This window comes from Brachybacterium timonense (genome assembly GCF_900258505.1).
GTDB lineage: Bacteria > Actinomycetota > Actinomycetes > Actinomycetales > Dermabacteraceae > Brachybacterium > Brachybacterium timonense.
Map to the genome: position 1 here is coordinate 1106475 of NZ_LT984895.1, position 23888 is coordinate 1130362.

Below are 23888 nucleotides of genomic sequence, written 5' to 3' on the forward strand. Positions count from 1 at the left end.
TACCGTGACTCCATGAGCACCACCGAGCCTGCCCCGCTAAGCGACGCGCGCACGATCCTGACCCCGGGTGCGGTGGTCACGCGCCGCGACTGGCCGCAGGACACTCCGGTGCGCTCCATACACGTCATCTGCATCGGCGGGGCTGGGATGTCCGCCGTTGCGCGACTCGCCCTCGAGGCCGGATTCGCAGTCAGCGGCTCTGACTCCCAGGACGGCCAGTTCATCGCCCCGCTGCGTGAGGCGGGAGCCCGCATCGGTATCGGGTTCGACGCCAGCCTGCTCAGCGAGGACGTCGACGTCGTGGTGGTCTCGACCGCAGTGCGCCCTGACAACCCCGAGGTTATCGAGGCGCATCGACGCGGCCTGCCCGTCGTGCATCGCGCGGCCGCTCTCGCCGGGATGCTCGCGGGCCGCCGCCTCATCGCGGTGGCTGGCACGCACGGGAAGACCTCGACCACGGGCATGTGCGCGATGGCGCTGCGCGGGGCCGGGGAGGACCCGGCCTGGGCCGTCGGTGCCGCGGTTCCGGATCTGGGCCGCAATGCCGGTTTCGGCGCTGGTGACGGCGGTCTCGCCGTGGTCGAGGCTGATGAGTCCGACGGATCCTTCCTGGCGTTCCACCCCCACGCACTCGTGGTGACGAACCTCGAACCAGATCACCTCGACTTCCATGGTGACGCCGCACGGCTCACAGCGGCCTTCGACGCCGTCAGCACCCAACTCGCACCCGGCGGCATCCTGGTGACCTGCGCTGACGACCCCGGTGCCGCAGCGCTCGCACAGCGCGCCGCCCAGCGCGGCACCCGCGTGGTCACCTACGGCGCCGACCCGAGCGCCGACTGGCGCCTCCTGGAGGAGACACCGGGCACCCACGGCGCCGCCGCCCGCGTGCACGGACCGCTCGGCGAGCTCAGGCAGGAGCTGTCGGTCGCAGGGCACCACAACGTGCTCAACGCGATCGCGGCCCTCGCCGCCACCACCCACGCATGCCCCGACGCCGACCTGCATGCCCTAGCGCGCGGCCTCGGCGACTTCCATGGCGCCTCGCGCCGCTGGGATGTGGCCGGCACCGCCGGCGGAGTGACGGTCGTGGACGACTATGCGCACCACCCCCGAGAGGTGACAGCCACACTGCAGGCGGCCCGCGCGATCACGAACCAAGCGGGTACGGGCCGCGTTCTGGCGGTGTTCCAGCCGCATCTGTTCTCGCGCACGCGTGATTTCGCCGCCGATTTCGCGTCCTCACTTGCTCTCGCCGATGAGGCCTGGGTGCTTCCCGTGTACGGCGCACGCGAGGATCCTGATACGTCGATCGATGCCCGCACGATCACCGCCCACGCACCGGCCGGTTCTCGAATGCATGCGCTGCAGGACAGCGACGCGCTCGAAGAGCACCTCCTGGGGGCTGTGCGCCGCGGCGACCTGCTGCTCATGCTCGGCGCGGGCGACATCGTGAACCGCACACCGTCGGTACTGGCCGCCCTCGAGGGTGCCGCCGGCATGGAGTGTGGCTGAGATGGCGCGCCGCCCCGCCGCGCCGCGAGTGCAGACCAAGCCGGGCCGCGATCCCGCAGCGCGATCCGGCAGACCGGCCCGCTCGGATGCGGACCGCACGCCACCGTCGGCCCCCCAGGAGCAGACGCGGGCGACGCCCGCGAGGCGCACGACGTCTCCTCTGGGTTCTCCCGCGCGCTCGGGGCGCCTGACGAACTCGCAGACACAGCCGGAGGAGCCGGCGGTCACGTCGCCCCCCGATGATGACAGTGAGAGGTCGTCCCGCAGGGTCGTGGACGCCGCGGATCGTTTTCGGCGTGCCGTGGTGGGCCAGCCGTGGCGCCGCCGGCGTCGCGCCCTCATCATCGCCGCGCTCATCACGTTCGTGCTCGTGGCGGGTGCGGGGATCGCCGTGCTCACCGTACCGGCCCTCCAGGTGCGCACGGTCGCGGTGAGCGGCCTGGGATACGTGCAGGAGGACGCGATCTCTCAGGTCACCGATCCGGAGGTCGGCACGGCGATGGCGCTGGTGCGCCCGGGGGAGCTGGCCAACCGGATCGAGCAGGTGCCTGGCGTGGAGACAGCACAGGTCGAGCGGTCGTGGCCGGACACGATCACCGTCACGGTCACGGAGCGCACACCGATCGCACAGCTCACCCGCCTCGATGGCAACACGGTGATCCTCGACGCCCACGGCGTTGCGCTCCCCGATGCTGCCGCGCAGGATGCTGTGCTGATGCCACTCGCGGTCGGGGAGGGGGCCCGCGACCCGGAGGGAGCCGCCGAGGCGATGATCGAGGCGGCGAGCTCCTTGCCACCCGAGATCGCTGACGGAGTGCGAGGAATCACTGCGACCTCACCCAACGACGTGACCATGACGCTCGCACTCGAGAACGGGGCGACGAAAACTGTGGTCTGGGGCGATGCCGCGGATGCGGAGCTGAAGGGCAAGGTGGTCGCGGCACTGCTGGACCAGCCCGGCACCGTGATTGACGTGTCCAGTCCGGTTGCTCCCGTGACTCGGTGAAGTGGGGCTGTGACAGGTCGGCTCCGACGGGGACTGTTGAATCAGCCGGGTCTGCGACACGCGCCCGTGGTGTTTGCGCCGAGCTGGACTGCTCCCTAGCGTCGAAGGAACAGAGGACGACCCGGAGGTCTCAACCTGAAGTCGAGGTTGAGAGTGTGGCGGCGTTCTCGTCTCAGCACCGACAAGAGCAAGGACCTCACCGTGGCCGGATCCCAGAACTACCTCGCAGTCATCAAGGTCGTCGGTATCGGCGGCGGCGGCGTGAACGCCGTCAACCGCATGATCGAATCCGGCCTGAAGGGCGTCGAGTTCATCGCGATCAACACCGACGCGCAGGCCCTTCTCATGTCAGACGCTGACGTCAAGCTCGACGTCGGCAAGGAGATCACCCGCGGCCTGGGCGCCGGCGCCGACCCTGAGGTGGGGCGCCGTGCCGCCGAGGATCACGCCGAGGAGATCGAGGAGGCGCTGCGCGGCGCCGACATGGTGTTCGTGACCGCCGGTGAAGGCGGCGGCACCGGTACCGGCGGCGCGCCCGTTGTGGCCAAGATTGCCCGCAGCCTGGGCGCTCTCACCATCGGCGTGGTCACTCGCCCGTTCACCTTCGAGGGTCGTCGGCGTTCCACGCAGGCCGAGTCCGGCATCGATGCTCTGCAGGCAGAGGTCGACACGCTCATCGTCATCCCGAACGACCGTTTGCTGTCGATCGCCGACAAACAGGTGTCGATGCTCGATGCCTTCAAGTCCGCCGACCAGGTACTCCTCTCCGGTGTGCAGGGCATCACCGACCTGATCACCACCCCGGGCCTGATCAACCTCGACTTCGCCGACGTCAAGTCCGTGATGCAGGGCGCCGGCAGCGCCCTCATGGGTATTGGCTCCGCGCGGGGTGACGATCGCGCGCTCCAGGCTGCTGAGCTGGCCGTGTCCAGCCCGCTGCTCGAGGCCTCCATCGACGGCGCCTACGGCGTTCTGCTCTCGATCCAGGGTGGCAGCGACCTTGGCCTGTACGAGGTGTCGGAGGCAGCTCGCCTCGTGCAGGAAGCAGCGCACCCGGACGCCAACATCATCTTCGGCTCGGTCATCGACGACGCTCTGGGTGATGAAGTCCGCGTCACCGTCATCGCCGCCGGATTCGAGGGCGGCAACCCGCAGCCGCGCCCGGATGTGGCCGCGCAGCGTCCCAACGACTCTGACCAGCCCGCGCAGCCCGCACGCCCGTCGCTGCCCTCCCGCTCGGAGGAGCCCAATGCCACGGGTGATCGCGGCGCAGGCACGGGTGCCTCGGGCAACGCGACACCGGGAGCCTGGGGCGCCCCGCAGCAGTCGTTCACCCCGTCGCGCCCCGTCCAGGCCGAGCAGCCCGCCGAGGCGCCGGAGCCGGCAGGCAGCGAGGCTGTGTCCGATGCGCCTCAGCCTGCGCAGCCTCGCCCCGCAGCGCAGCCCGAGCCCGTTCGACCGCCGCGCATCGAGGAGCCCCCGACGGACGACGACCTCGACCTGCCGTCCTTCCTGAAGTGATGCCGCACAGCACGTACTCGAGCGGCTCGCACCTGTGAGCAGCCTCGACCAGATCTGGGCCCCGCAACTGCGCGGGGCCCAGATCCTGTTCACCACCCGCCATGGCGGTGTGAGCATCGGTGAGAAGACGAGCCTGAACCTCGCCCGGCATGTCGACGACGACCCGAAGTTGGTCGAGCGCAACCGCGCCATCGTCGCTGAGCGCATTGGTGCGCCGCTCGTCTTCGTTGACCAGGTGCATTCGGCCGACGTGCATGTGCTGCCGCAGACCGGGCCGATTCCGCTCGTGACGGCTGATGCGATGGTGACGGACCGCGACGATGTCGCGCTCGCGATCATGGTCGCTGACTGTCTTCCAGTGCTGCTGGCCGATGCTGACGCCGGTGTGATCGCTGCCGCGCACGCTGGCCGCCGCGGTCTGCTCGACGGTGTACTGCGTGCCACGATTGAGGCGATGCGAAGTCTCGGCGCTCGCACGGACCGCATGGGAGCAGTGATCGGACCATCAATATGCGAGGCCTGCTACGAAGTGCCCGCCGCGATGCGGGAGGAGAGCGCACTGATCCTGCCGATGGTCCGTGCTGAGACCAGGTGGGGGTCGCCGTCGCTCGACCTGCGCGCCGGCGCCCTCGAGGATCTTGTCCGCGCCGGGATGGACCCCGAACGGATCGAGGCGGCGCCGCCGTGCACCCTGGAGGACCCGGCGTATTTCTCCCATCGCCGTTCCCACGCGGCGGGGCGGTTCGCCGGTGTGATTCGACGTGCCGACACGCGGCCGACACGCCGTTGACGTCCCCGGTGCGGCAGTGATGCTCCGGTAGGTTCGCCCCATGGGCTCCAGCGCACTCCCCGTGCTTCCCCGGCGCCCCTCATCAGCGTGACACGACAGAACTTGGGAGACCTGCGATGGGAACCTGGCGCAACGCCATGGTGGCACTCGGCCTCGCGAACGAGGTTGACGACGAATACTTCGAGGACGAGCGGGACACTCGCGAGGAGACCTCCGCGCCGGCGCGCCGCACGGAGCGTGCACCGGAGCCGCAGCGTGAGGCGCAGGTGACTCCGATTCGCCGCAGCTCCAGCGTGGTGGCCATGACCCCGGCGGTCGAGGAGGAGTCCATGCATCGCATCACCACCATTCATCCCCGCTCCTACAACGACGCGAAGGCGATCGGCGAGTCGTTCCGTGACGGTGTGCCGGTGATCGTCAACCTGTCGGACATGCAGGATGGCGACGCCAAGCGCATGGTCGACTTCTCGGCTGGCCTCGTGTTCGGGTTGCGTGGCACCATCGAGCGCGTCACCTCCAAGGTGTTCCTGCTCTCGCCGGAGTTCGTCCAGGTGGACGGCGACTCCTCGGCCGATGAGGGCAGCTTCTACAACCAGAGCTGAGGCCCGTGCAGATTCTCGCAGCGGTGCTGTACATCGCACTGCTGCTGTACATGCTTCTGCTGCTGGCGCGCCTTGTCCTGGAGTGGATCCGGGCCTACTCGCGGGATTTCCGCCCCTCCGGGGTGGTGCTGGTCCTGTTCGAGGTGGTCTACACGCTGACGGATCCCCCGGTGAAAGGTCTTCGCCGTGTCATCCCGCCGCTGCGGATCGGCGCGGTGGCATTGGACCTCAGCCTCATGCTCCTGCTGTTCGCGGGATGGCTGCTGCTGCGCTTGTTGGCGCCGCTGGCGATGTGAGCATCCGACTGCCCGCGGCGCGTGCTGTCCGTGCGCCGCGTCCGTCACGGCATTGCCGTGTCCACGCTGGCTGATGACGAGGACGGAGCCGGGCCGGTGACTCGCCCGCGGAGGGTACCGGTGCATATGCTGACCTGATCCGGTGCGATGGATGCGTGCCGGAGCTGACCATACGTAGAATCCGCTACGCTGGTCCTGCCGCGTTGCGCGCGCACCCGATCCGAGTACGACGAAAAGGTGACCCATGGCTCTGATGCCTGAAGACCTGGAGAACAAGCGGTTCACCCCGGTCCGGTTCTCCGAGGGCTACGACATGGATGAGGTCGATGACTACCTCGACCACGACATCCTGCCCCGCCTTCGCGAGCTCATCGACGAGAACAACCGACTGACCAAGGAGCTCGAGGAGGCGCATAACCGCATCGCCGAGCTCGAGACCGCCGCCCAGGAAGCGCAGGCCGCTGCTGAAGAGGCGAAGGTCGCTGCTCCCGCTGAGCAAACGCCTGCCGTCGATGTGGTTGCGGACGAGCCTGACGCCGAGACCACTGCCCCGCAGCAGGTGGTTGCCGATGCGCCAGCGCCGCAGCAGCCTGAGCCGGAGCCGGCGGCGCAGACCCCGGACCAGTCCGCCGCTGGCATCATCGCGCTGGCGAATCGTCTGCACGACGAGTACGTGAAGAACGGTGAGGACGAGCGGGATCGCCTGATCAGCGAGGCCAACGCCGAGCATCAGCGCATCGTCGGTGAGGCGGAGGAGACCTCCCGCACGACGCTCGCCGCCATGGAGTCGAAGAAGGCGGAGCTCGAGAAGTCCATCGAGGGTCTGCGGACCTTCGAGCGTGACTACCGCAACCGCCTGCGCAACTACCTGGAGAATCAGCTGCGCGACCTCGATACGAGCGAGACGCAGGACAAGCAGGCGAACTTCGGCCTGTGAGCCGGACCGACCTTTCGACGAGCGCCGGGCACGAGGTGTCCGGCGCTCGTCGTCGTTTGCCGCTTGGGACAGTGCTCGCCATCGTCTTCGGTGGAGCCGCCGTGCTCGCTGTTCTCGACCAGATCACGAAGAACTGGGCGGAAGCCACACTGCCGCTGTTGGAACCGCAGCAGTTCCTCGGCGAGATTGTGCAGCTGACGCTGCTGTACAACTCCGGCGCTGCCTGGGGCATGGGGGCTGAGATCACGCCGGTGGTGACCGGGCTGCAGATCCTGATCGCGCTGGGGGTGATCGTCTTCGCCACCACATCGGTGCGCTCGGCCGGATACGCGACCGCGCTCGCGATGGTGCTGGGCGGCGCGCTGGGAAATATTCACGATCGTCTGCTGCGCCCACCCGGGCCTTTCCGCGGCGAAGTCGTGGATTTTCTGCAGCTGCCGAACTGGCCCGTGTTCAATGTCGCGGACATGGCTGTGGTGGGCGGCGCTATTCTTGTGGTGCTCCTCGGTCTGTTCGGCCGCCCTGCCGATCCCGCCGCCACGGATGACGTCGGTCGCCGCGCTGATTCCGCCGCCTCGGAGCACGGGGACGCGGGGGAGCGGAGCGCCACGGACAGCGACGACGACGGTACGCCGTCGGCGCCCACGCATCGTGCGCAGCGCCGCAGCGGCCGTCGATCCGCCCGCAGCGATCGAATCGAGCAGCCGTGAGCTCCGCACGCGTGCTCCCGGTGCCGGATGGACTCGCCGGCGAACGCATCGACGTGGGCCTGTCACGGATGCTGGGGCTCTCCCGCACCAAAGCAGCAGACCTTGTGGACCAGGGCCTGGTGATGGTGGACGGAGCCCCGGTCGCGGCTCGGTCAGTGCGCCTGGAGGCAGGTGCCCTGCTCGAGGTGGAACTGCCGGATGAGAAACCTCCGGTCGAGGTGCGCCCGCAGATCGCCGATGGCATGAGCCTCGTGCACGTGGATGACGACATCGTCGTGGTCGACAAATCCGTGGGTGTTGCCGCGCATCCGAGCGCTGGCTGGAGCGGGCCGACAGTGCTCGGCCACCTCGCTGCTGCCGGCATCTCGATCCGCACCTCGGGCGACCCGGAACGGCAGGGCATCGTCTCCCGGCTCGACGTCGGCACCAGTGGACTGATGGTGGTGGCCCGCAACGAGACCTCCTACACCCGCCTGAAGGACGCCTTCCGCGCTCGTGAAGTGGACAAGGTCTACCATGCGATGTGCCAGGGACGACCGGATCAGCCCTCCGGCACGATCGAGGCGCCGATCGGCCGCTCTCCGCAGCACGACTACAGGTTCGCGGTGCTGCGCGACGGCAAGCACTCGGTCACCCATTACTCGACGCTGGAGGAGCTGCCGGGAGCAACGCTGCTGCGGGTCAAGCTCGAGACCGGCCGCACCCACCAGATTCGCGTTCACTTCTCGGCGTTGAAGCATCCGCTGGTGGGCGATCCGTTGTACGGCGCGGATCCGACGCTGGCGCAGCGGCTCGGCCTGGTGCGCCAGTGGCTGCACGCGATGGAGCTGAGTTTCATCCATCCGGTGCGCGGCGAGCGTGTCACGTACACGACAACGTACCCGCAGGATCTGCAGCACGCGCTCGAGGTGCTGCGGACGAGCTGAGCCGATGGTGTCGGCAGCGCGGCGAGGAGTCGGTCCCGCGATGCTCCTCACTGCGCTGCCGGGGAGTCGGTCCCTGGTCCTCGTCACAGTCCAGCCGACTCTGGGTGGCCCGTCCCTACGCGGGTGCGGCGATTCGTCGGCCCCTCGCTGTAGCGTCGACCCCATGACGTCGAGACCTTCCTCAGCCCTGGACCGCCCGGAGTTCCCGTGGCAGCGTGTGTCTGCCCTGCTCGGCTTGGAGGCTGAGGACGCTCAGGTCGCACTGCGCGATGACGAGCGCTCCCGTGAGGCTGTTGAGCGGGCCTGCCGTGATTTCATCGCCGCGGATGACGATCGTCGAGCCGGCCGCACACCATCCGCGTCGCTCGCCTCGCACCCTGATTTCCCGACCGGTATCGCGATGTCGCTGATCGGAGCGTGTGTGCTGTGGAAGGCTCATCGATATCTGCCAGCTCTCGGTCTGCGTGCGGCGATCGACCACTACGAAGATGGCGACGATGAGATCGCTGCGAGCTTCGTGGGCCTCGTACGTCAATACGCGCAGGCCGAACAGAACAGCGCCGAGGCGTGGGCGGCTGAGTCGCTGCTGTTGGCGATCATGCAGCGCTCCGGCGATCCCGCGGAGGCGGAGGTGCTTGCCCGTGACCTCGCCGCCCATCATGTCCCTCTGGATCTGTGGCAGGAGACCTCCCCAGGATCCTCTTTGCCCGATGACACGATGACGTGGCATGGGGGAGCGCTCGTGGAAGGCATGCCTCCGCGCCGCGATGGCAGCGCCCTGAGTATTGAGGATGCCGAGGCTTACCTGCAGCAGCTGATGACCGAGATGCAGCACGAGGCTGAGGCGGAAGGCGATCGCGGACCCGGGGCCGATCAGAGTTCCTGAATGCGTTCGCGAAGTGTTCTTATCAGTGGGGGGAGGTCTTCCTTCGCCGTCATGAGAACCAGGTCGGTGTCGACCAGGATGTACCCGTGCGCGATCCGGTTCCGCATTCCCCACATGACTGTCCAGTCGGGGCCGAAAAGTCGGGAGCGCGCGTCCTCATCAAGGCGTGACAGCGTCTCGATGCCCGCCGACAGCCGCATGCAGATCGCGTCGACGACGATCTGATCGCACCGCGCCGAGGATGCGTGCTGCGCGGCCAGCTGCACGTGATCGAGCGCTTCGAGCAACAGATCCTTCTCGGTTCGTGGCGGTGTCACAGAGGGACCGCTTCCTTGAGGACGCGGTCCTTCAGATGCGGCATGAGGGCGGTGTCCGGGACGAGGTCCACGGGCGCTCCGAGGATCCCGGAGATCTCGTTCTCGAGCCGACCGAGAGACATCAGGCTAAAGGCCCGGGTGGGGGTGAAGAGCAGGTCAATGTCCGAATCAGGGCCATCGGACTCGGTCGCGACAGAGCCGAATACTCTGACGTCGCGGCCCCCTCCCTTCTTCACGGCGGCAGTGACCTCCCGACGGTGAGCATGCAGGGTTCTGGAGAGTGCTGACGTGCCATGAAAACGAAGGAGGCGCGAGACTTCTGGCTGACTGCGGCCGATCGCCTGCGCGATCTGCGTCTGGGTCATGCCCGCGGCAGAGGCGGCGCGAACGGCGTGAACGAGCCTGTTACGGGCGCGGCGGATCGCGTCATCACAGGATGAGGCAATCGCAGCGAGGTCCTCCATGGGCTCTACTATAGCAAGTGCTATACGTTCGGGGTGGCCACTTAACTGTGCGCCAGCGACTGCGCGTACTCGGCGAACCCCGGTGTGGCGAAGGACAGCAGACCTCGACCGGCAATGTGCACGAGGCCCTGTCCAACAGCGACCCGCTGAGCTTGTCCGTCGAGATTGCCGTCGCTGCATGTCACAGGATCGAGGGCGTCGATGTTCTGGAGCTCAACGGCTGAACTTGGTGCGCAGTACACGTCAAACGGCCCGGGTGAGATGACCTTCGCACCACGTTTGCGGAGGTGTCGGTCGGCACGTGTGACGTCCGGGGTAGGCGCCACGCCGCGCGACACTCGCGACAGGCGCCACGCCGCTCGACACGCGCGACACGCGAACGGCCTGGGGTGAGGATCTCGACCCCTACCTGAGCCCTCCTTCGTCGGCCCGCGCGGATAGTCTTGCGGGCATGGCTTCCGACGACTTCGTGCACCTCCACGTCCACACCGACTACTCCCTGCTGGACGGTGCCGCGAAGATCTCCAAGCTGGTCGACGAAGCGAAGAACCAGGGCCAGCAGGCCGTCGCGATCACCGACCACGGGTACCTGTTCGGCGCCTACGAGTTCTACAAGGCCGCGACCGATGCCGGCATCAAACCGATCATCGGCGTCGAGGCGTACGTGACGCCGGGCACGAGCCGACATGATCGCACCCGTCAGCAGTGGGGCACCCGCGAGCAGCAGCTCGCCGGCGACGATGTCTCCGCCCGCGGCGCCTACACGCACCTCACCCTGCTCTCGCGCACCACGCCCGGCATGCACAACCTGTTCCGTCTCGCTTCGGCGGCGTCGCTGGATGGCCAGATGGGCAAGTGGCCGCGCATGGACCGAGAGATCCTTGCACAGTACGCCGACGGACTGATCGCCACCTCCGGCTGCCCCTCCGGCGAAGTGCAGACGCGTCTGCGGCTGGGTCAGTGGGATGAGGCCGTCAAGGCGGCCGGCGAGTACCAGGACATGTTCGGCAAGGAGAATTACTTCATCGAACTGATGGACCACGGCCTGTCCATCGAGAAGCGGGTGACCAAGGACCTCCTCGAGCTGTCCAAGACCATCGGTGCGCCGCTCGTGGCCACTAACGACCTGCACTACGTCACCGAGCAAGACGCCACCATCCAGGACGTCCTGCTGTGCATCAACTCTGGCTCGAAGCTTGCTGATCCGGACCGGTTCAAGTTCGACGGCTCCGGGTACTACCTCAAGTCCGCGCGGGAGATGCGCGAACTGTTCCGCGAGCTGCCCGAGGCATGCGACAACACGTTGCGCATCGCCGAGATGTGCGAGGTGGCCTTCCGCACCACGAAAGAAGGGGCGAACTTCATGCCCCGCTTCGACGTGCCGGCCGGGGAGGACGAGCACTCCTGGTTCATCAAGGAGGTCCAGCACGGCCTCGAGTACCGCTACCCGCAGGGCATTCCCGACCATGTTCAGAAGCGGGCGGACTACGAGGTCGGCATCATCACGCAGATGGGCTTCCCCGGCTACTTCCTGGTCGTCTCCGACTACATCAAATGGGCCAAGGAACAGGGCATCCGCGTCGGACCCGGCCGTGGCTCCGGCGCAGGCTCGATGGTCGCCTACGCCATGCGGATCACCGACCTCGACCCCATCGAGCACGGCCTGCTGTTCGAGCGTTTCCTGAATCCCGACCGTGTCTCCATGCCGGACTTCGACGTTGACTTCGATGATCGCCGCCGCGGCGAAGTGATCCAGTATGTCGAGGAGAAGTACGGCGATGATCGCGTGGCACAGGTGGTCACCTACGGCGTCATGAAGACGAAGAACTCCCTCAAGGATGCCGCCCGGGTGCTCGACTACCCCTTCTCCGTCGGCGACCGAATCACGAAGGCACTGCCACCCGCCGTGATGGGCAAAGACATCCCGATCGCTGGGATCTTCGACCCCGACCACAAGCGCTACGCGGAGGCCACCGAATTCCGTCGGCTGCACGACGAGGACCCCGATGTGCAGAAGGTCGTTGAGATCGCCAAGGGCGTCGAGGGCCTCACCCGCGGCTGGGGCGTGCACGCCTGCGCGGTGATCATGTCCAGCGAGCCGCTGACCGACATCATCCCCATGATGCGCCGGCCCTCCGACGGACAGATCATCACGCAGTTCGAATACCCGACCTGCGAGACGCTCGGCCTGCTGAAGATGGACTTCCTGGGTCTGCGCAACCTCACCGTCATCTCCGATGCTCTGGAGAACATCGAAGCGAACGGCAAGGAGGTGCCGGACCTCGAGCAGGTCGGCTTCGAGGATCCGGCCACCTACAGCCTGCTGCAGCGTGGCGACACGCTCGGCGTGTTCCAGCTGGATGGTTCCGGCATGCGCACCCTGCTGCGCCAGATGAAGCCCGACAAGTTCGGTGACATCACCGCTGTCTCCGCTCTGTACCGCCCGGGCCCGATGGGCATGGGCTCCCACACGAACTACGCGTTGCGTAAGAACGGGCTGCAGGAGATCACCCCGATCCATCCTGAGCTGGAGGAGCCGCTCGCCGAGATCCTCGACGAGACCTATGGCGTGCTCGTCTACCAGGAGCAGGTCATGCAGACCGCCCAGAAGGTGGCCGGCTACAGCCTGGGTGAAGCGGACATTCTTCGCCGCGCCATGGGTAAGAAGAAGAAAGCCGAACTGGACAAGCAGTACGTGTCCTTCGAAGCCGGGATGAAGGAGCGCGGTTATTCCGACGCTGCGATCGCCGCGCTGTGGGAGACCCTGCTTCCCTTCGCCGACTACGCCTTCAACAAGTCCCACTCCGCCGCCTACGGCGTGGTCTCCTACTGGACTGCATACCTCAAGGCGAACTACCCCACGGAGTACATGGCCGCGCTGCTGACCTCCACCCAGGAGAACCGCGACCGGCTGGGGCTGTACCTGGGGGACTGCCGCCACCGCGGCATCACCGTGCTGCCACCGGATGTGAACGAGTCCGGCATGTACTTCTCCGCCGTCGGGGATGACATCCGCTTCGGCCTCTCAGCGATCCGTAACGTTGGCGCCCACGTGGTTGAGGAGATCCTCGCCACCCGGGAGGAGAAGGGCGCTTTCACCTCCTTTACCGACTTCCTGGACAAGGTGCCGCTGGGGGTGTGCAACAAGCGCACCATTGAATCCCTCATCAAGGGAGGTGCGTTCGACACGCTCGGTGCTAACCGTCGCTCCCTCGTGCTCATCCATGAGGATGCCGTCGACTCCGTGGTCGACGTCAAGCGGAAGGAGGCGCAGGGACAGTACGACCTGTTTGCCGACGTGTTCGCTGGGGCCGACGGTGAATCCGGTGGCTCCGCGGCCACTATCACGATCCCGGACCTGCCCGAATGGGACCGCAAGGAGAAACTCGCCTTCGAGCGGACCATGCTCGGCCTCTATGTCTCTGACCATCCGCTCTACGGTCTCGAGCACGTCGTCGCCCAGAACTCCTCGACCACCATCAGCGCACTCGCCGACGACGGTGCGGTCGAGGACGGCGCGATGGTCACGATCGCTGGTCTGATCACCTCGCTGCAGCGCAAGACCACGAAGAAGGGCGACATGTGGGCGATCGCCACGGTCGAGGATCTCGAGGGATCGATCGACTGCCTACTGTTCCCCTCCACGTATCAGACTGTTGCCACCGAGCTTGCTGAGGATCTTGTCGTCTCCATGAAGGGCCGCGTGGACACATCCAAGGGCATGCCCGAATTGCGCGTGATGGAGATGACGGTCCCCGATGTATCCCATGTGGGCGCCGACGGGCCTGTCACCATTTCACTGCCCGCCGTGCGCGCCACGACACGGGTCGCCGAGCAGTTGCGTGAGGTGCTCACGGACAATCCAGGCGGATCCACCGTCCGGCTTCGACTCCAGGAGCCCGGCCGCACCACCGTGATGCAGCTCGATACGCGACTCTCCGTCGCGCCGTCGGCAGCGCTGTATGCCTCGCTGAAAGCACTGCTGGGGCCGAGCTGCCTGCAGTGAATACCGAGCTGCCTGCAGTGACTGGTGACCTGCCGACAGGGACTGTCGAGTTGCCTACAGTGACCGTACCGAGTGCGCCCACGGGCGACTACCGTGGTCCCATGACGGACACCGCAGTTGATCTCACCCCCGAGTCGTTCCTGCCTGATGAGCTGGTCGCGACCTTCCGCGAGCGCGCCGCGCAGCATGACCGGGAGAACACGTTCTTCGACGCCGACCTCGTGGATCTGCGCGGGCGTGGGTACCTGAAGCTGCTGGTGCCCACCGAGTTGGGCGGGTTCGGCGCGAGCCTGCTGGAGGTCACTCGGATCCAGCGTCGGCTCGCCGCCGCGGCACCGGCCACCGCCCTCGGCATGAACATGCATCAGGTGATCATGTCGGCGGCACTGTTCGCCTGGATGCAGGAGGGCAATGAGACCGCTCGCGGCATGCTTGAGGCCGCTGCACGCGGTGAGCTCTTCGCCTTCGGTATCTCCGAAGGTGGAAACGAAGCGATGCTGTTCGATGCCTTCACCGAAGCAGAGCCTGATGGCGAGGGCGGATACCGCTTTAGCGGCACGAAGATCTTCACCACCCTCTCCCCGGCCTGGGACCACCTGGTGGTCCATGGCCGTCGCACCGACACCGGCGAGGGCGACCCTGAGCTCGTGTTTGCGTACCTTGACCGTGAGCCCGGTGTGAGCTGGAAGCAGGACTGGGACACGCACGGCATGCGCGCCACCCAGTCGCACACCACGGTGCTCGATGCCGCTCCCGCGTCGGCTGACCGCGTGATCACACAAGCCCCTGTCGGCCCGAATCGCACCCCGTTCGTGTTCGGCATCTTCGGCCCCTTCGAGCTGCTGCTGGCCGCGGTCTATATCGGTATTGCTGAACGCGCCATTCAAGTGGGTGCCGACGCTGCCACCACTCGCCGCACCCGTACACGCGGCATCCCGTATGCGGATGACCCCGACACCCGCTGGCGTCTGGCGGACGCCGCGTTCATCGTCGACGGCGTCGTGCTGCAGATCGAGAAGGTGAGCGCTGACCTTGACGCGCTGCGTGAAGGCCGCACCGGCACCGGGATCACCGATCACGGCGCCCGCTGGTTCTTGCACTTCTCGGGTGTCAAGTGTCGCGCCACCGACGGTGCGATCACCGCGGTTGACCAGGTGCTGCGCGCCAGTGGTGGCTCAAGTTTCTACGTGCGCAGCGAGCTTGAGCGGCTCTCTCGCGACGTGCGTGCCGGCATGTATCAGCCGTCCGACGCCAAGAGCACCCATAACTCCTACGCGACGGCTCTGCTGGGCGACGTCGGCACTTACGCCTCCTGACGATCCCTGCCCCCGATCGCGCGGCGGCCGGCGTGCCCGTGACGCGCTCACGGGTGCAGGCGGTGGCGCTCCAGGCGCTGGCTGGAGACGCGGCTGTGCGCGATCGTCTCCCGGACGGTCCAGACCAGATACGGGCTGCACCAGGCCTGCGAGGGCTTGTTCAACGCCCAGCCGTCGCCGATCGTAATCGCGGCATGCTGGGCGAGGCCCGCGCGGTCCCGCCACACGAGAACCGTGCCCGGCTCGTCGTCGGTGCCGGTGCCGCGGATGGGGGCTGAAGCCTCGCGCAGCCATGCCTCGAACGGCTCCTGCAGCATCCAGACCTCATCGGCGTCGGGCACCCCTGCGGCGGCCATGACGGCGCCGAAGCAGTTCGGGCCGGAGCCGTCGGCGAACGTGCCGGTGAGGCGCCCGGCCTCCGGCAGATGCTCGGCGGCCCGCCCCCAGGTGGCATCACTCACCTCGCGGTGTCTGCTCGGCGCCACGCCGTGCTCGACATAGGCCAGAGCGCGACGCCGTCGCAGCTCGAGAGGGTCCGTCGGCCACGCGGCGGGCCGCAGCCCCCGCGGCCGCGCCGCGACGAGCGCCCGCCGCTGCCGGGGGCTCAGCGCCGCGAACTCGTGCTCGGTGAGCGTGCGGAAGCCGGGCTCGTACACGAAGAACGTATCGCGCACCTCGGGCGACAGCGTCGCTGCCGTGCCGATCTGCGTGCCGTCGGCCTGCGGCGGCAGGGCGCGAACATCGAACGGCTGCTGAGCTGGCGCGAACCACTCGACCCAGTGCTCCATCAGTGCGTCGTCGACCTCGATGCCCAGCACAGTTCTCATGCCCCGAGTATGCGTGATTCGCAGAGTCTGACTGCAGTGATGCGGGCTGTGGACGCGGCGGCGTCAGCTGCTTCCGACCCCCGATGCTTCCGCCGGGGCGATTGGTATCACTCCGGTACCATGTCGCCGTGGCCATGACTCTGCGCTTATCGTCCGAAGACGAAGCCGTCCTCGCTCAGCTCGCTGAGGCTCAGGGCGTGAGCAAGCAGGAGGCGACGGTGCGTGCGATCCGCGAGAGCGCACAGCGTCGTCTGCACGAGCATGCCGTCGCACGCTCCTCGCAGCGCGTGCGCGAGCGCTACGCGGACGTGCTCGACCGTCTCGGACGATGACCGAGTACCTGACCACGGAGGACGTCCTCACCCTGATCGGCGATCTCGGCGTCGGCCCCGTGCGGGACCTCGGACTGCTCGACTCCGCTGTCCACCGCCCGTCGGTGACGCTCTGCGGCGCTGGATGTGAGAGGCCGACGGAGCACAGGCGACATCTGCTGGGCGACTCCGTACCGGGCCAGTGACGCCCACGAGCACGGTCGATCAGCCGAACAGCACGCTCGCCTCGTCCCAGCGGTCCTGCGGGACCGACTTGACCGAGTCGATCGCATCGGTGAGCGGCACGTCGACGATATCGGTGCCGCGCAGCGAGACCATGCGGCCGAAGCCGTTGTTGTGCACCAGATCGATAGCGGCTGTACCAAGACGGGTGGACAGCACGCGGTCGTAGCCGGTGGGTTCGCCGCCGCGCTGGATGTGGCCCAGCACTGTTGCGCGGCTCTCGATACCCAGCTGCTTCTCGATGACCGGTGCGAGGGTCTCGGCGATGCCGCCGAAGCGCGGACGGCCGAACTCGTCCAGCTCATAGGTCATGAAGTTCTCTGGGGCATCCCGCGGGATGAACCCCTCTGCGACGACCACCAGCGGGGCGCGGCCGCGGTCCCAGGCACGCTTGACGTAGGTGCAGATTTCGTCGATCGACAGCGGGAACTCAGGAATGCAGATGACGTGCGCGCCCGCGGCCATACCCGAGTGCAGTGCGATCCAGCCGACAGAGCGGCCCATCACCTCGGCGACCATGCAGCGGTGGTGAGAGTCGCCGGTCATGCGCAGGCGGTCCAGAGCCTCGGTGGCGACCTCTACAGCAGTGTTGAAGCCGAAGGTGTAGTCGGTGGCGTCCAGGTCGTTGTCCACGGTCTTGGGGACACCGACCACCGGGATCCCCGCCTCGAACAGACGGTTGGCGGTGTAGAGGGTGCCGTCGCCGCCGATCGCGATGATGGCGTCGATATCGTTCTCGTCCATGTGGCGGCGCACGATCTCTGCACCGTCCTCGCCGTCTTTGAACGGGTTGGAACGCGACGTGCCCAGGATGGTGCCGCCGATGCGGCCGATGCCGCGCACTCGACGGCGGGGCAGGGTCATCCAGTCGTTCTCGATGACGCCGCGCCAGCCGTCCTTGTAGCCGATGAACTCGTCCTCGAAGAGCTTGTCGCCCTTGATCACGACCCCTCGGATCACGGCGTTCAAGCCCGGGCAGTCGCCGCCGGAGGTCAGGATCCCGATCTTCATGCGCACAGCTCTCTTCCGGTTCAAGGGAGTGGTCCATGCCACTGTACGTCGTGCGGGCGTGTGTCCGTCACTGCGTTCGTCCCTGCGTGAAGTGCCGATGAGCAGCAGGTGAAGCGGGGGTGTCGACGCCGACGGGGCCCCGGAAGCGCACGCGGAACGGGCCGCGATCCCAGGGCCGGAAAGGACACCCACACAGAACGGAAGCGGCCGGTGAGCATCTCGCGATGATCACCGGCCGCTGTCGGATGAGGAGCTGCGGGTCTCAGCCCTTGGAGCCGTCGATGGACTCGGCGGCGGAGCCGTCTGCGGCATGACCGCGGCGAGGCGTGGCGCTGCGGGCCGCGTCAGCCAGGCCCTCGACCATGCCCTCTGCCTCGGCGCGCACTGAGCGGCCGCCCTCGGCGGCACGCTGCAGGGTGTCCTGGAAGTCGACGCCGGTGGTGGACTTGACCATCTCCATGACCTGCGCGAGGCCCACCGAGATGTTCTGGCCGATCTTCGACTCGCCGTCGCTCGAGATCACCGAGAGGCTCTCGATGTTCGAATACGGGGAGGCGAGCTCGCCGGCGACCTGCGGCAGCACCTCGAGCACCTGGGCGAGCACCGCGGCGTCGTTGAACTGCTTGTAGGCCTCTGCCTTCGCTCGGGTCGCCTCGGCCTCCGCTTCACCCTTGGCGAGGATCGAGGCAGCCTCGGCCTCACCCTGGGCACGCAGAGAGTCGGCTGCGGCCTGGCCCTCCAGGCGCACCGCCTCGGCATCCTTGGAGCGGCGCTGCAGCTCGACCTCGGCCTCGGCTCGACCGCGGGCCTCGATCGAGAACGCCTCTGCCTCGGAGGACACCTTGCGGGCCTCTGCGCGGTTGCGCTCGTCGGTCAACTGCGCCTCCGACTCGGCCACGCGGGCGTACTTCTTGGAGTCCGCGTCCTGCTGCTCGGCGTACCGCTTGGCTTCCGCGGGCTTGTGAACCTCGGCGATCAGCTGCTTCTCACGCAAGTCATTGTTGCGGACCGCGATGAGCTCTTCCTGCTCGATGATCTTCTGCTGCTGGGCAGCACGGGCGAGCGGACCGGCTGCGTCGGCCACGGCCTGACGGGCGTCGGTCTCCTCCTTGATCTCGGCCTGGCGGAGATCGAAGGCCTGCTTCGACTCGGCCTCCTGCTGGAGGTTCACGTTCTTGGCCTGGGTGGCCTCACGGTTGGCGTCCGACTCGGCGATCGCGGCGCGCTTGGCGACCAGGGCGGCCTCCGGGCGTCCCCAGTCGCGAAGATACGAGCCGTCGTCCTCGATCGCGGAGATCTGGAAGGTGTCGATCACCAGGCCCTGGTTGTTCATCGAGTGCTCGGCCTCGGCCTGCACCTGGGCGGCGAAGGAGGCGCGATCACGGATGATCTGCTCGACGGTGAGCGTGCCGACCACAGCGCGCAGGGTGCCCGAGAGGATCTCCTGGGTGTAGTGGTCGATCTGCTTCTGCTGATCCAGGAAGCGCTGTGCGGCCTTGCGCACGTCGTCGACACTGCCGCCGACCTTCACCTGGGCGACGCCGCGCAGGCGAAGGAAGATGCCGTTCATGGAGTAGCCCTCGACCTCCACCAGGATCTGGCGGGAGCTGAGGCTCATCACGAAGGCGCGGTCGACGATGGGTCGCACGATCGCTCGTCCGCCGATGACGACGCGGGCGCTGCCGGAGTTCAAGTCGATGTCGCCGGAGGACTTGGCGTTCCGGCCGGTGATGATGAGTGCTTCGTTCGGTGCGGCGATCCGGTAGGAGCGCAGCAGCACGAAGAGCACGATGAGCACGATCACCACGACGGCGGCGAGTGCCGCGCCGATGATCGGGAATGTCGGGTCCATGTCTCTCCCCTCGGGGCCTGGTGCGGGCGGACATCATTCTTCCACCGAACTGCTGTTCAGCGGACTGAAGTGAAGAAATCGAGGAGATGACCGTGACGCCTCGCAAGCGACGACGGGCCGCCCTCCGTGTGGGCGGGCCGTCGTGCGGCGGGTGCCCGAGCGGGAGCGCACCATTTCATGTCGGTGGCATCGATGCCCTGGGGCGATCTGACGCTGGAAGCGCAGCAAATCGATCAGTGCGGGCACTATTGCAACCGCTGCGAGCACCAGCATCGGGCGGAACGGCGCGACCTCATACACCTAAACACGCATCAGTCCCGACCCATAGCGGCAAGCTCTGCGCTATAATTTACGAAGAGTCCTTCATCGCGACTTGTTCTACAAGGGAGAGTGTCCCGTTCTTAGTGTAAACTTCGTGCGACGCCAGGCGACCATCTTGTTCATGGCTGTCAGAGTGCGCCTTGCATGGCGGGCGGAGCGATTGCCCCTCTGTGGAGTAAGCAGTGAGGCTTTCATGAACTAGCGCGGCTCATTCAAGGGTGCGTGGGTGGATGGGGTTCGCGAATGCTGAGCGATTAGTGGAAAACCCGCCGAGTGCTAATGTGCTCGGCCGTGTGTCTGGAGTTGAATATGCAAGCAAAGATCTTGGTTCTAAGTGGCGCTTCTGGCGCGGGTAAGTCAACCCTCGGGAAGTATCTACTTGCCGCCACGAAGAGTAAATGGGTGCACCTTGAGGCTGACCGCCTTGCTCCCGACCTGAGTAGCGCTGCAGGAGTCGAGGAGTTTGATCAGGAGGTATACTTGAAAGCCCTGCTCGCTAGCATGCTTGCATGGCCGGCCGCGGGATTTAATGCCATTATGGATGGAGTATTGCCGTACCCAGAGGGCGAGCTATTTCATCGATGCGTAAGAGCTCTCCGGAAAGAAGGCGCTAGATTTGTCGACGTGCATGCTCCAGCTGACACCTTCGCACGTCGAATCGAAGCGCGCGGGGTGGGAGATGTGGAGTGGTCGGTGCGGCAGCTCGCAGATATAAACACTTCCGAATCGATGGATTTCTCTGTTAATACTGCGACTGATCTTGAGGGTAGCCGCGATGTGTCCTTCATTCTTCGATGGATGGACTCGGAGGTGAGTGATGACTGAGGGATTTGCTGGAGTTGGGATGGCGGCTCTTCATAGATGAGGGTGTAAGTCGGTAGCGGCGCCCGGGTGGTGATGGAGGTCAAGGTCCTTTAATGATGGAATACCTCGCACAGTCATCGCCAAAGACCCCGTTGTGGAAAACGCAAGCTTCACGTCGCCTGCTCTGACCACGTTCTGCCGCTTCGACGGCCTCGGACTGGCCAGCATGGGCCAGCACGTCAGCGCGGAGCAAGCGGTGTTTCTGTGCTGCCCGGTTCATCCCGACGACTTGTGTCAGCTCTGCGGCTGCCACCGGACTCGAGATCGATGTCGCCGCTGTTCTTGGCGTTGCGCCCGGTGATGATCAGCGCTTCGTTCGGTGCTGCTACGCGGTAGGAGCGCAGCAGCACGCCCACCACGATCAGCAGCACGATGGCGATCGTGATCACCGGTATCACGGCCAGCATCAGGTTCTCCATGTCTCCCTCCTCAGGACGTGGTCAGTGTTGAAGACTCGCCCAGATGTTCGCAGCCGCCGGGGCGGGTGAGCAGACGAGACGCGACCGTGATCGTTACGGTCGCGTCTCGGTGGTCGCCGCTCGCGTAGCCTGCGGACAGGCGGGCGCCGCGCTCGACAGGGCCTCGTAGGCCCGCGGCTCAGCCGCGATGCTCGCGGTAGTAGCGGATCAGGCTCGCGGTGGAGGAGTCCTCCGCGGCGATCGCCTGCTCGTCGCCGGCCACCGCAGGAGCGAGGTTCTTCGCGAGCTGCTTGCCGAGCTCCACGCCCCACTGATCGAAGGAGTTGATGCCCCACACCACGCCCTGCACGAAGGTGATGTGCTCGTACAGCGCGATCAGCTGGCCCAGCACGGAAGCGGTCAGCTTCGGCGCCATGATCGACGTGGTCGGCCGATCACCGGAGAACTGGCGGGCCGCCACCAGCGCACCCTCGGTGCCCTCGGCCCGGACCTCGTCGGCAGTCTTGCCGAAGGCGAGCGCCTTCGTCTGCGCGAAGAAATTCGCCAGGAACAGCTCGTGCACGTCCTGGTCGCCGTCACGCAGCGCATGGTTCGGGGTGGCGAAGGCGATGAAGTCCGCCGGCACGATCCGGGTGCCCTGGTGCAGCAGCTGGTAGAAGGCATGCTGGCCGTTGGTCCCGGGCTCGCCCCAGAACACCTCGCCGGTTTCGCAGGTCACGGTGGAGCCGTCCCAGCGCACCGACTTACCGTTGGACTCCATCGTCAGCTGCTGCAGGTAGGCAGGGAAACGATGCAGGTACTGCGAGTAGGGCAGCACCGCATGGGTCTCCGCCTCCAGGAAGTTCACGTTCCACACATTGAGCATGCCCATCAGCACCGGCACGTTGCTCTCCAGAGGCGCGGTGCGGAAATGCTCATCCATCGCATGGAAACCGGCCAGCAGTTCGTCGAACACATCCGGGCCCAGCACGGTGGCGAGCACCGTGCCGATCGCGGAGTCGACGCTGTAGCGGCCACCCACCCAGTTCCAGAAGCCGAAGGCGTTGTCCGGGTCGATGCCGAACTCAGCGACCTTGTCCAGTGCCGTGGAGACGGCCACGAAGTGCTTGGCGACAGCCGCCTTCTCCTGCTCCTCGGTGAGGCCGCGCTCGCGCAGGCCATCCAGCAGCCACGCGCGCACCAGACGTGCGTTGGTGATCGTCTCGAGCGTGGTGAACGTCTTCGAGGCGACGATCACCAGGGTGGTCTCGGGGTCGAGATCTGCTGTCGTGGCGTACGCGTCGGTCGGATCGATATTCGAGATGAAACGGGCCTCGAGACCGTCCTGGGTCAGCGGCTTCAGTGCCTCGTACACCATGACGGGGCCCAGGTCGCTGCCGCCGATGCCCACGTTGACCACGGTCTCGATGCGCTTGCCGGTCACGCCGCGCCACTCGCCGGAGCGGACCTTCCGGGCGAACGCCGCAACGCGCTCGAGGGTCTCGTGCACGTCGGCGTCGATCTGCTGACCATCCACCTCGAGGGCGGGGGATGCACCCCGCGGCCGACGCAGCGCGGTGTGCAGAACGGCGCGATCTTCGGTGGTGTTGATATGGGCGCCGGCGAACATGGCATCGCGGCGTTGCTCAACACCGGTCTCGCGCGCAAGGTCCAGCAGCAGGCCGACGGTCTCGGCGGTCACGAGGTTCTTGGAGAGGTCCACGTGCAGGTCGGCGGCCGTGTGGGTGAAGCGTGCCGCGCGCTCGGGGTCCTCAGCGAACCACTCGCGCAGAGAACCGTCCAGTTGCTCGTCGTGCGCCTCGAGCGCCTGCCAGGCGGCGGTCTCAGTGGGATCGGGGGCGGTCAGGGGGTGCTCAGATGAGGTCATGACTCCATTGTGTCCCCTATGACGGACCTGCGGCAGGTCGGAGTCTTTGCGGATCTTCGTGGTGCCCTCGACCGTGCTCTTCTCTTCTCTGAGCCATCGCACCGCCTCTTCATCGGCTCTGTAGCAGCCGATCGGTTCGCGGCGCTTCCCCGGGCGTTGTGGGTAGGGTCCCGCTCATGACGCTTCTTCCGCCTCGTCTCCAAGCCGGCGACCAAGTGCGTGTGGTCGCACCGGCGCTGGCCCGAGAGGACCGTTCGTGGGAAGGGGTCTCGATCACTGCTGGCACAATGCGTGCATGAGGATCGAACTGGCACGATTTCGCGTGCGCGAGGGAAAGACCGAACGAGTCGATGAGTGGATGCAGTTCCTCAACGACCACCCTGACGCGCTGCGAGAAACGCTGGAACCGGAGCAGATGTACGTTGAGACGATCTTCTCCGAAACGATAGACGGTGTCGATTACCTCTACTGGTACAGCGTGCAAGGCGAGGGCGGCCGCGTTGACGTGACGGAATCCCAGCACTGGCTGGACGAGAAGCATGTCGAGTTCTGGCGGGAGTGCATCGACGACAGCTTCCCGCCTCAGGACCTCACGAGCCGAGTGTTCATGCTCCCCGAGCGGGTTGCGGCCGCCATGAAACCGCTTACCGGTGACGCGCCGTGAAGTACTGAGGGCTGAGGTGCGAATCGCTCTCGCCCGAATCGCCTCTGGGGCGGCACCAGACCGGGTCGCGCACAGGGCCCGGCGCGCCAAGTTGCCAGTGGTGAAGATCTCCGCGGGGAGCGGGCCCTGCGGCGATAGACTCCACCGGGCCCCGGGAGCGTGCCGCATGCTCGACGTGCGGCCAGGCGCTGCCACGGACCTCGACCCCGTCACGCAA

The 23888-nt window shown here is 66.7% G+C and carries 23 protein-coding genes; 16 read left to right on the forward strand and 7 right to left on the reverse strand.

The features are described from left to right. Window positions 1-12: 12 nt before the first annotated feature. The 10 genes from murC (at window position 13) to C8271_RS04830 (ending at window position 9189) form a co-directional block, all read left to right on the forward strand. Complete coding sequence (murC, locus tag C8271_RS04785; protein ID WP_106506342.1) at window positions 13-1515, forward strand: UDP-N-acetylmuramate--L-alanine ligase; 1503 nt, start codon at window positions 13-15, stop codon at window positions 1513-1515. A gap of 271 nt (window positions 1516-1786) precedes the next feature. Next, entirely contained in the window at window positions 1787-2521 is a 735-nt protein-coding gene (locus C8271_RS04790; protein ID WP_170957805.1) for a cell division protein FtsQ/DivIB, read from the forward strand. 201 nt (window positions 2522-2722) lie between these two features. Next, on the forward strand, window positions 2723-4042 hold the full coding sequence (gene ftsZ / locus C8271_RS04795) for a cell division protein FtsZ (protein ID WP_106507886.1): 1320 nt from the start codon (window positions 2723-2725) through the stop codon (window positions 4040-4042). 34 nt (window positions 4043-4076) lie between these two features. Continuing rightward, window positions 4077-4832, forward strand: coding sequence for a peptidoglycan editing factor PgeF (gene pgeF / locus C8271_RS04800; protein WP_106506344.1), 756 nt, complete (start codon window positions 4077-4079; stop codon window positions 4830-4832). A gap of 116 nt (window positions 4833-4948) precedes the next feature. After that, complete coding sequence (locus C8271_RS04805) at window positions 4949-5434, forward strand: cell division protein SepF (RefSeq protein WP_106506345.1); 486 nt, start codon at window positions 4949-4951, stop codon at window positions 5432-5434. A 5-nt stretch (window positions 5435-5439) separates the two neighbouring features. Then, on the forward strand, window positions 5440-5730 hold the full coding sequence (locus tag C8271_RS04810) for a YggT family protein (protein WP_106506346.1): 291 nt from the start codon (window positions 5440-5442) through the stop codon (window positions 5728-5730). Between the two features lie 244 nt (window positions 5731-5974). Further along, window positions 5975-6667 carry a DivIVA domain-containing protein gene (locus C8271_RS04815; RefSeq protein WP_106506347.1) on the forward strand — a complete coding sequence of 231 codons (693 nt, stop codon included), beginning with the start codon at window positions 5975-5977 and terminating at the stop codon, window positions 6665-6667. After that, entirely contained in the window at window positions 6664-7377 is a 714-nt protein-coding gene (gene lspA / locus C8271_RS04820; RefSeq protein ID WP_245920893.1) for a signal peptidase II, read from the forward strand. The genes C8271_RS04815 and lspA overlap by 4 nt, the downstream gene beginning before the upstream one ends. Beyond that, window positions 7374-8303 (forward strand): RluA family pseudouridine synthase, encoded by a 930-nt coding sequence (locus tag C8271_RS04825; protein WP_106506349.1) that lies wholly within the window; start codon window positions 7374-7376, stop codon window positions 8301-8303. Before lspA ends, C8271_RS04825 begins: the two co-directional genes overlap by 4 nt. A gap of 163 nt (window positions 8304-8466) precedes the next feature. After that, on the forward strand, window positions 8467-9189 hold the full coding sequence (locus C8271_RS04830; RefSeq protein WP_106506350.1) for a hypothetical protein: 723 nt from the start codon (window positions 8467-8469) through the stop codon (window positions 9187-9189). Here the strand turns inward: C8271_RS04830 and C8271_RS04835 are convergent. After that, complete coding sequence (locus tag C8271_RS04835) at window positions 9177-9476, reverse strand: HepT-like ribonuclease domain-containing protein (protein WP_138774524.1); 300 nt, start codon at window positions 9474-9476, stop codon at window positions 9177-9179. The genes C8271_RS04830 and C8271_RS04835 overlap by 13 nt on opposite strands. Window positions 9477-9502: 26 nt before the next feature. After that, window positions 9503-9970, reverse strand: a complete 468-nt coding sequence (locus C8271_RS04840; RefSeq protein WP_106506352.1) for a nucleotidyltransferase domain-containing protein — start codon at window positions 9968-9970, stop codon at window positions 9503-9505. A 451-nt stretch (window positions 9971-10421) separates the two neighbouring features. On the opposite strand from C8271_RS04840, the gene dnaE reads away from it, so the two are divergent. Continuing rightward, window positions 10422-13976, forward strand: a complete 3555-nt coding sequence (dnaE, locus tag C8271_RS04850) for a DNA polymerase III subunit alpha (protein WP_106506354.1) — start codon at window positions 10422-10424, stop codon at window positions 13974-13976. 101 nt (window positions 13977-14077) lie between these two features. Further along, window positions 14078-15292, forward strand: coding sequence for an acyl-CoA dehydrogenase family protein (locus C8271_RS04855; protein WP_106506355.1), 1215 nt, complete (start codon window positions 14078-14080; stop codon window positions 15290-15292). A gap of 47 nt (window positions 15293-15339) precedes the next feature. Here the strand turns inward: C8271_RS04855 and C8271_RS04860 are convergent, their stop codons facing one another. Then, entirely contained in the window at window positions 15340-16119 is a 780-nt protein-coding gene (locus C8271_RS04860) for a hypothetical protein (protein WP_138774525.1), read from the reverse strand. 134 nt (window positions 16120-16253) lie between these two features. On the opposite strand from C8271_RS04860, the gene C8271_RS04865 reads away from it, so the two are divergent. Together C8271_RS04865 and C8271_RS04870 are read left to right on the forward strand one after the other, a co-directional pair. Beyond that, on the forward strand, window positions 16254-16451 hold the full coding sequence (locus tag C8271_RS04865) for a CopG family transcriptional regulator (protein ID WP_245921175.1): 198 nt from the start codon (window positions 16254-16256) through the stop codon (window positions 16449-16451). Continuing rightward, window positions 16448-16636, forward strand: a complete 189-nt coding sequence (locus C8271_RS04870) for a hypothetical protein (protein WP_245920895.1) — start codon at window positions 16448-16450, stop codon at window positions 16634-16636. Before C8271_RS04865 ends, C8271_RS04870 begins: the two co-directional genes overlap by 4 nt. 19 nt (window positions 16637-16655) lie before the next feature. On the opposite strand, the gene C8271_RS04875 is transcribed toward C8271_RS04870, so the two are convergent. Both C8271_RS04875 and C8271_RS04880 read right to left on the reverse strand, forming a co-directional pair. Then, the gene (locus tag C8271_RS04875; RefSeq protein ID WP_106506358.1) at window positions 16656-17684 is read right to left on the reverse strand and encodes an ATP-dependent 6-phosphofructokinase; all 1029 of its coding nucleotides are present in this window, start codon (window positions 17682-17684) and stop codon (window positions 16656-16658) included. Between the two features lie 262 nt (window positions 17685-17946). Then, window positions 17947-19536: an SPFH domain-containing protein gene (locus C8271_RS04880; protein WP_245920898.1), complete on the reverse strand. Its 1590-nt coding sequence runs from the start codon at window positions 19534-19536 to the stop codon at window positions 17947-17949. Between the two features lie 630 nt (window positions 19537-20166). Between C8271_RS04880 and C8271_RS04885 the strand changes: the two genes are divergently transcribed. Then, window positions 20167-20682 (forward strand): P-loop nucleotide/nucleoside kinase family protein, encoded by a 516-nt coding sequence (locus tag C8271_RS04885; protein WP_170957806.1) that lies wholly within the window; start codon window positions 20167-20169, stop codon window positions 20680-20682. A gap of 218 nt (window positions 20683-20900) precedes the next feature. Here the strand turns inward: C8271_RS04885 and C8271_RS13945 are convergent, their stop codons facing one another. Next, complete coding sequence (locus C8271_RS13945) at window positions 20901-21140, reverse strand: hypothetical protein (RefSeq protein ID WP_212591324.1); 240 nt, start codon at window positions 21138-21140, stop codon at window positions 20901-20903. Between the two features lie 178 nt (window positions 21141-21318). Then, the gene (gene pgi / locus C8271_RS04895) at window positions 21319-23007 is read right to left on the reverse strand and encodes a glucose-6-phosphate isomerase (protein WP_106506360.1); all 1689 of its coding nucleotides are present in this window, start codon (window positions 23005-23007) and stop codon (window positions 21319-21321) included. Window positions 23008-23302: 295 nt separating this feature from the next. On the opposite strand from pgi, the gene C8271_RS04900 reads away from it, so the two are divergent. Continuing rightward, entirely contained in the window at window positions 23303-23671 is a 369-nt protein-coding gene (locus C8271_RS04900) for a DUF6176 family protein (protein WP_106507887.1), read from the forward strand. The last annotated feature ends 217 nt before the right edge of the window (window positions 23672-23888 follow it).

Bases quoted from the DNA above. Each gene is read 5' to 3' on its own strand.
- murC (WP_106506342.1), top strand. From the start codon at position 13: ATGAGCACCACCGAGCCTGCCCCGCTAAGCGACGCGCGCACGATCCTG.
- C8271_RS04805 (WP_106506345.1), top strand. From the start codon at position 4,949: ATGGGAACCTGGCGCAACGCCATGGTGGCACTCGGCCTCGCGAACGAG.
- C8271_RS04815 (WP_106506347.1), top strand. From the start codon at position 5,975: ATGGCTCTGATGCCTGAAGACCTGGAGAACAAGCGGTTCACCCCGGTC.
- C8271_RS04830 (WP_106506350.1), top strand. From the start codon at position 8,467: ATGACGTCGAGACCTTCCTCAGCCCTGGACCGCCCGGAGTTCCCGTGG.
- C8271_RS04840 (WP_106506352.1), bottom strand. From the start codon at position 9,970: ATGGAGGACCTCGCTGCGATTGCCTCATCCTGTGATGACGCGATCCGC.
- dnaE (WP_106506354.1), top strand. From the start codon at position 10,422: ATGGCTTCCGACGACTTCGTGCACCTCCACGTCCACACCGACTACTCC.
- C8271_RS04855 (WP_106506355.1), top strand. From the start codon at position 14,078: ATGACGGACACCGCAGTTGATCTCACCCCCGAGTCGTTCCTGCCTGAT.
- C8271_RS04860 (WP_138774525.1), bottom strand. From the start codon at position 16,119: ATGAGAACTGTGCTGGGCATCGAGGTCGACGACGCACTGATGGAGCAC.
- C8271_RS04865 (WP_245921175.1), top strand. From the start codon at position 16,254: ATGACTCTGCGCTTATCGTCCGAAGACGAAGCCGTCCTCGCTCAGCTC.
- C8271_RS04870 (WP_245920895.1), top strand. From the start codon at position 16,448: ATGACCGAGTACCTGACCACGGAGGACGTCCTCACCCTGATCGGCGAT.
- C8271_RS04875 (WP_106506358.1), bottom strand. From the start codon at position 17,684: ATGAAGATCGGGATCCTGACCTCCGGCGGCGACTGCCCGGGCTTGAAC.
- C8271_RS04880 (WP_245920898.1), bottom strand. From the start codon at position 19,536: ATGGACCCGACATTCCCGATCATCGGCGCGGCACTCGCCGCCGTCGTG.
- C8271_RS04885 (WP_170957806.1), top strand. From the start codon at position 20,167: ATGCAAGCAAAGATCTTGGTTCTAAGTGGCGCTTCTGGCGCGGGTAAG.
- C8271_RS13945 (WP_212591324.1), bottom strand. From the start codon at position 21,140: ATGGAGAACCTGATGCTGGCCGTGATACCGGTGATCACGATCGCCATC.
- pgi (WP_106506360.1), bottom strand. From the start codon at position 23,007: ATGACCTCATCTGAGCACCCCCTGACCGCCCCCGATCCCACTGAGACC.
- C8271_RS04900 (WP_106507887.1), top strand. From the start codon at position 23,303: ATGAGGATCGAACTGGCACGATTTCGCGTGCGCGAGGGAAAGACCGAA.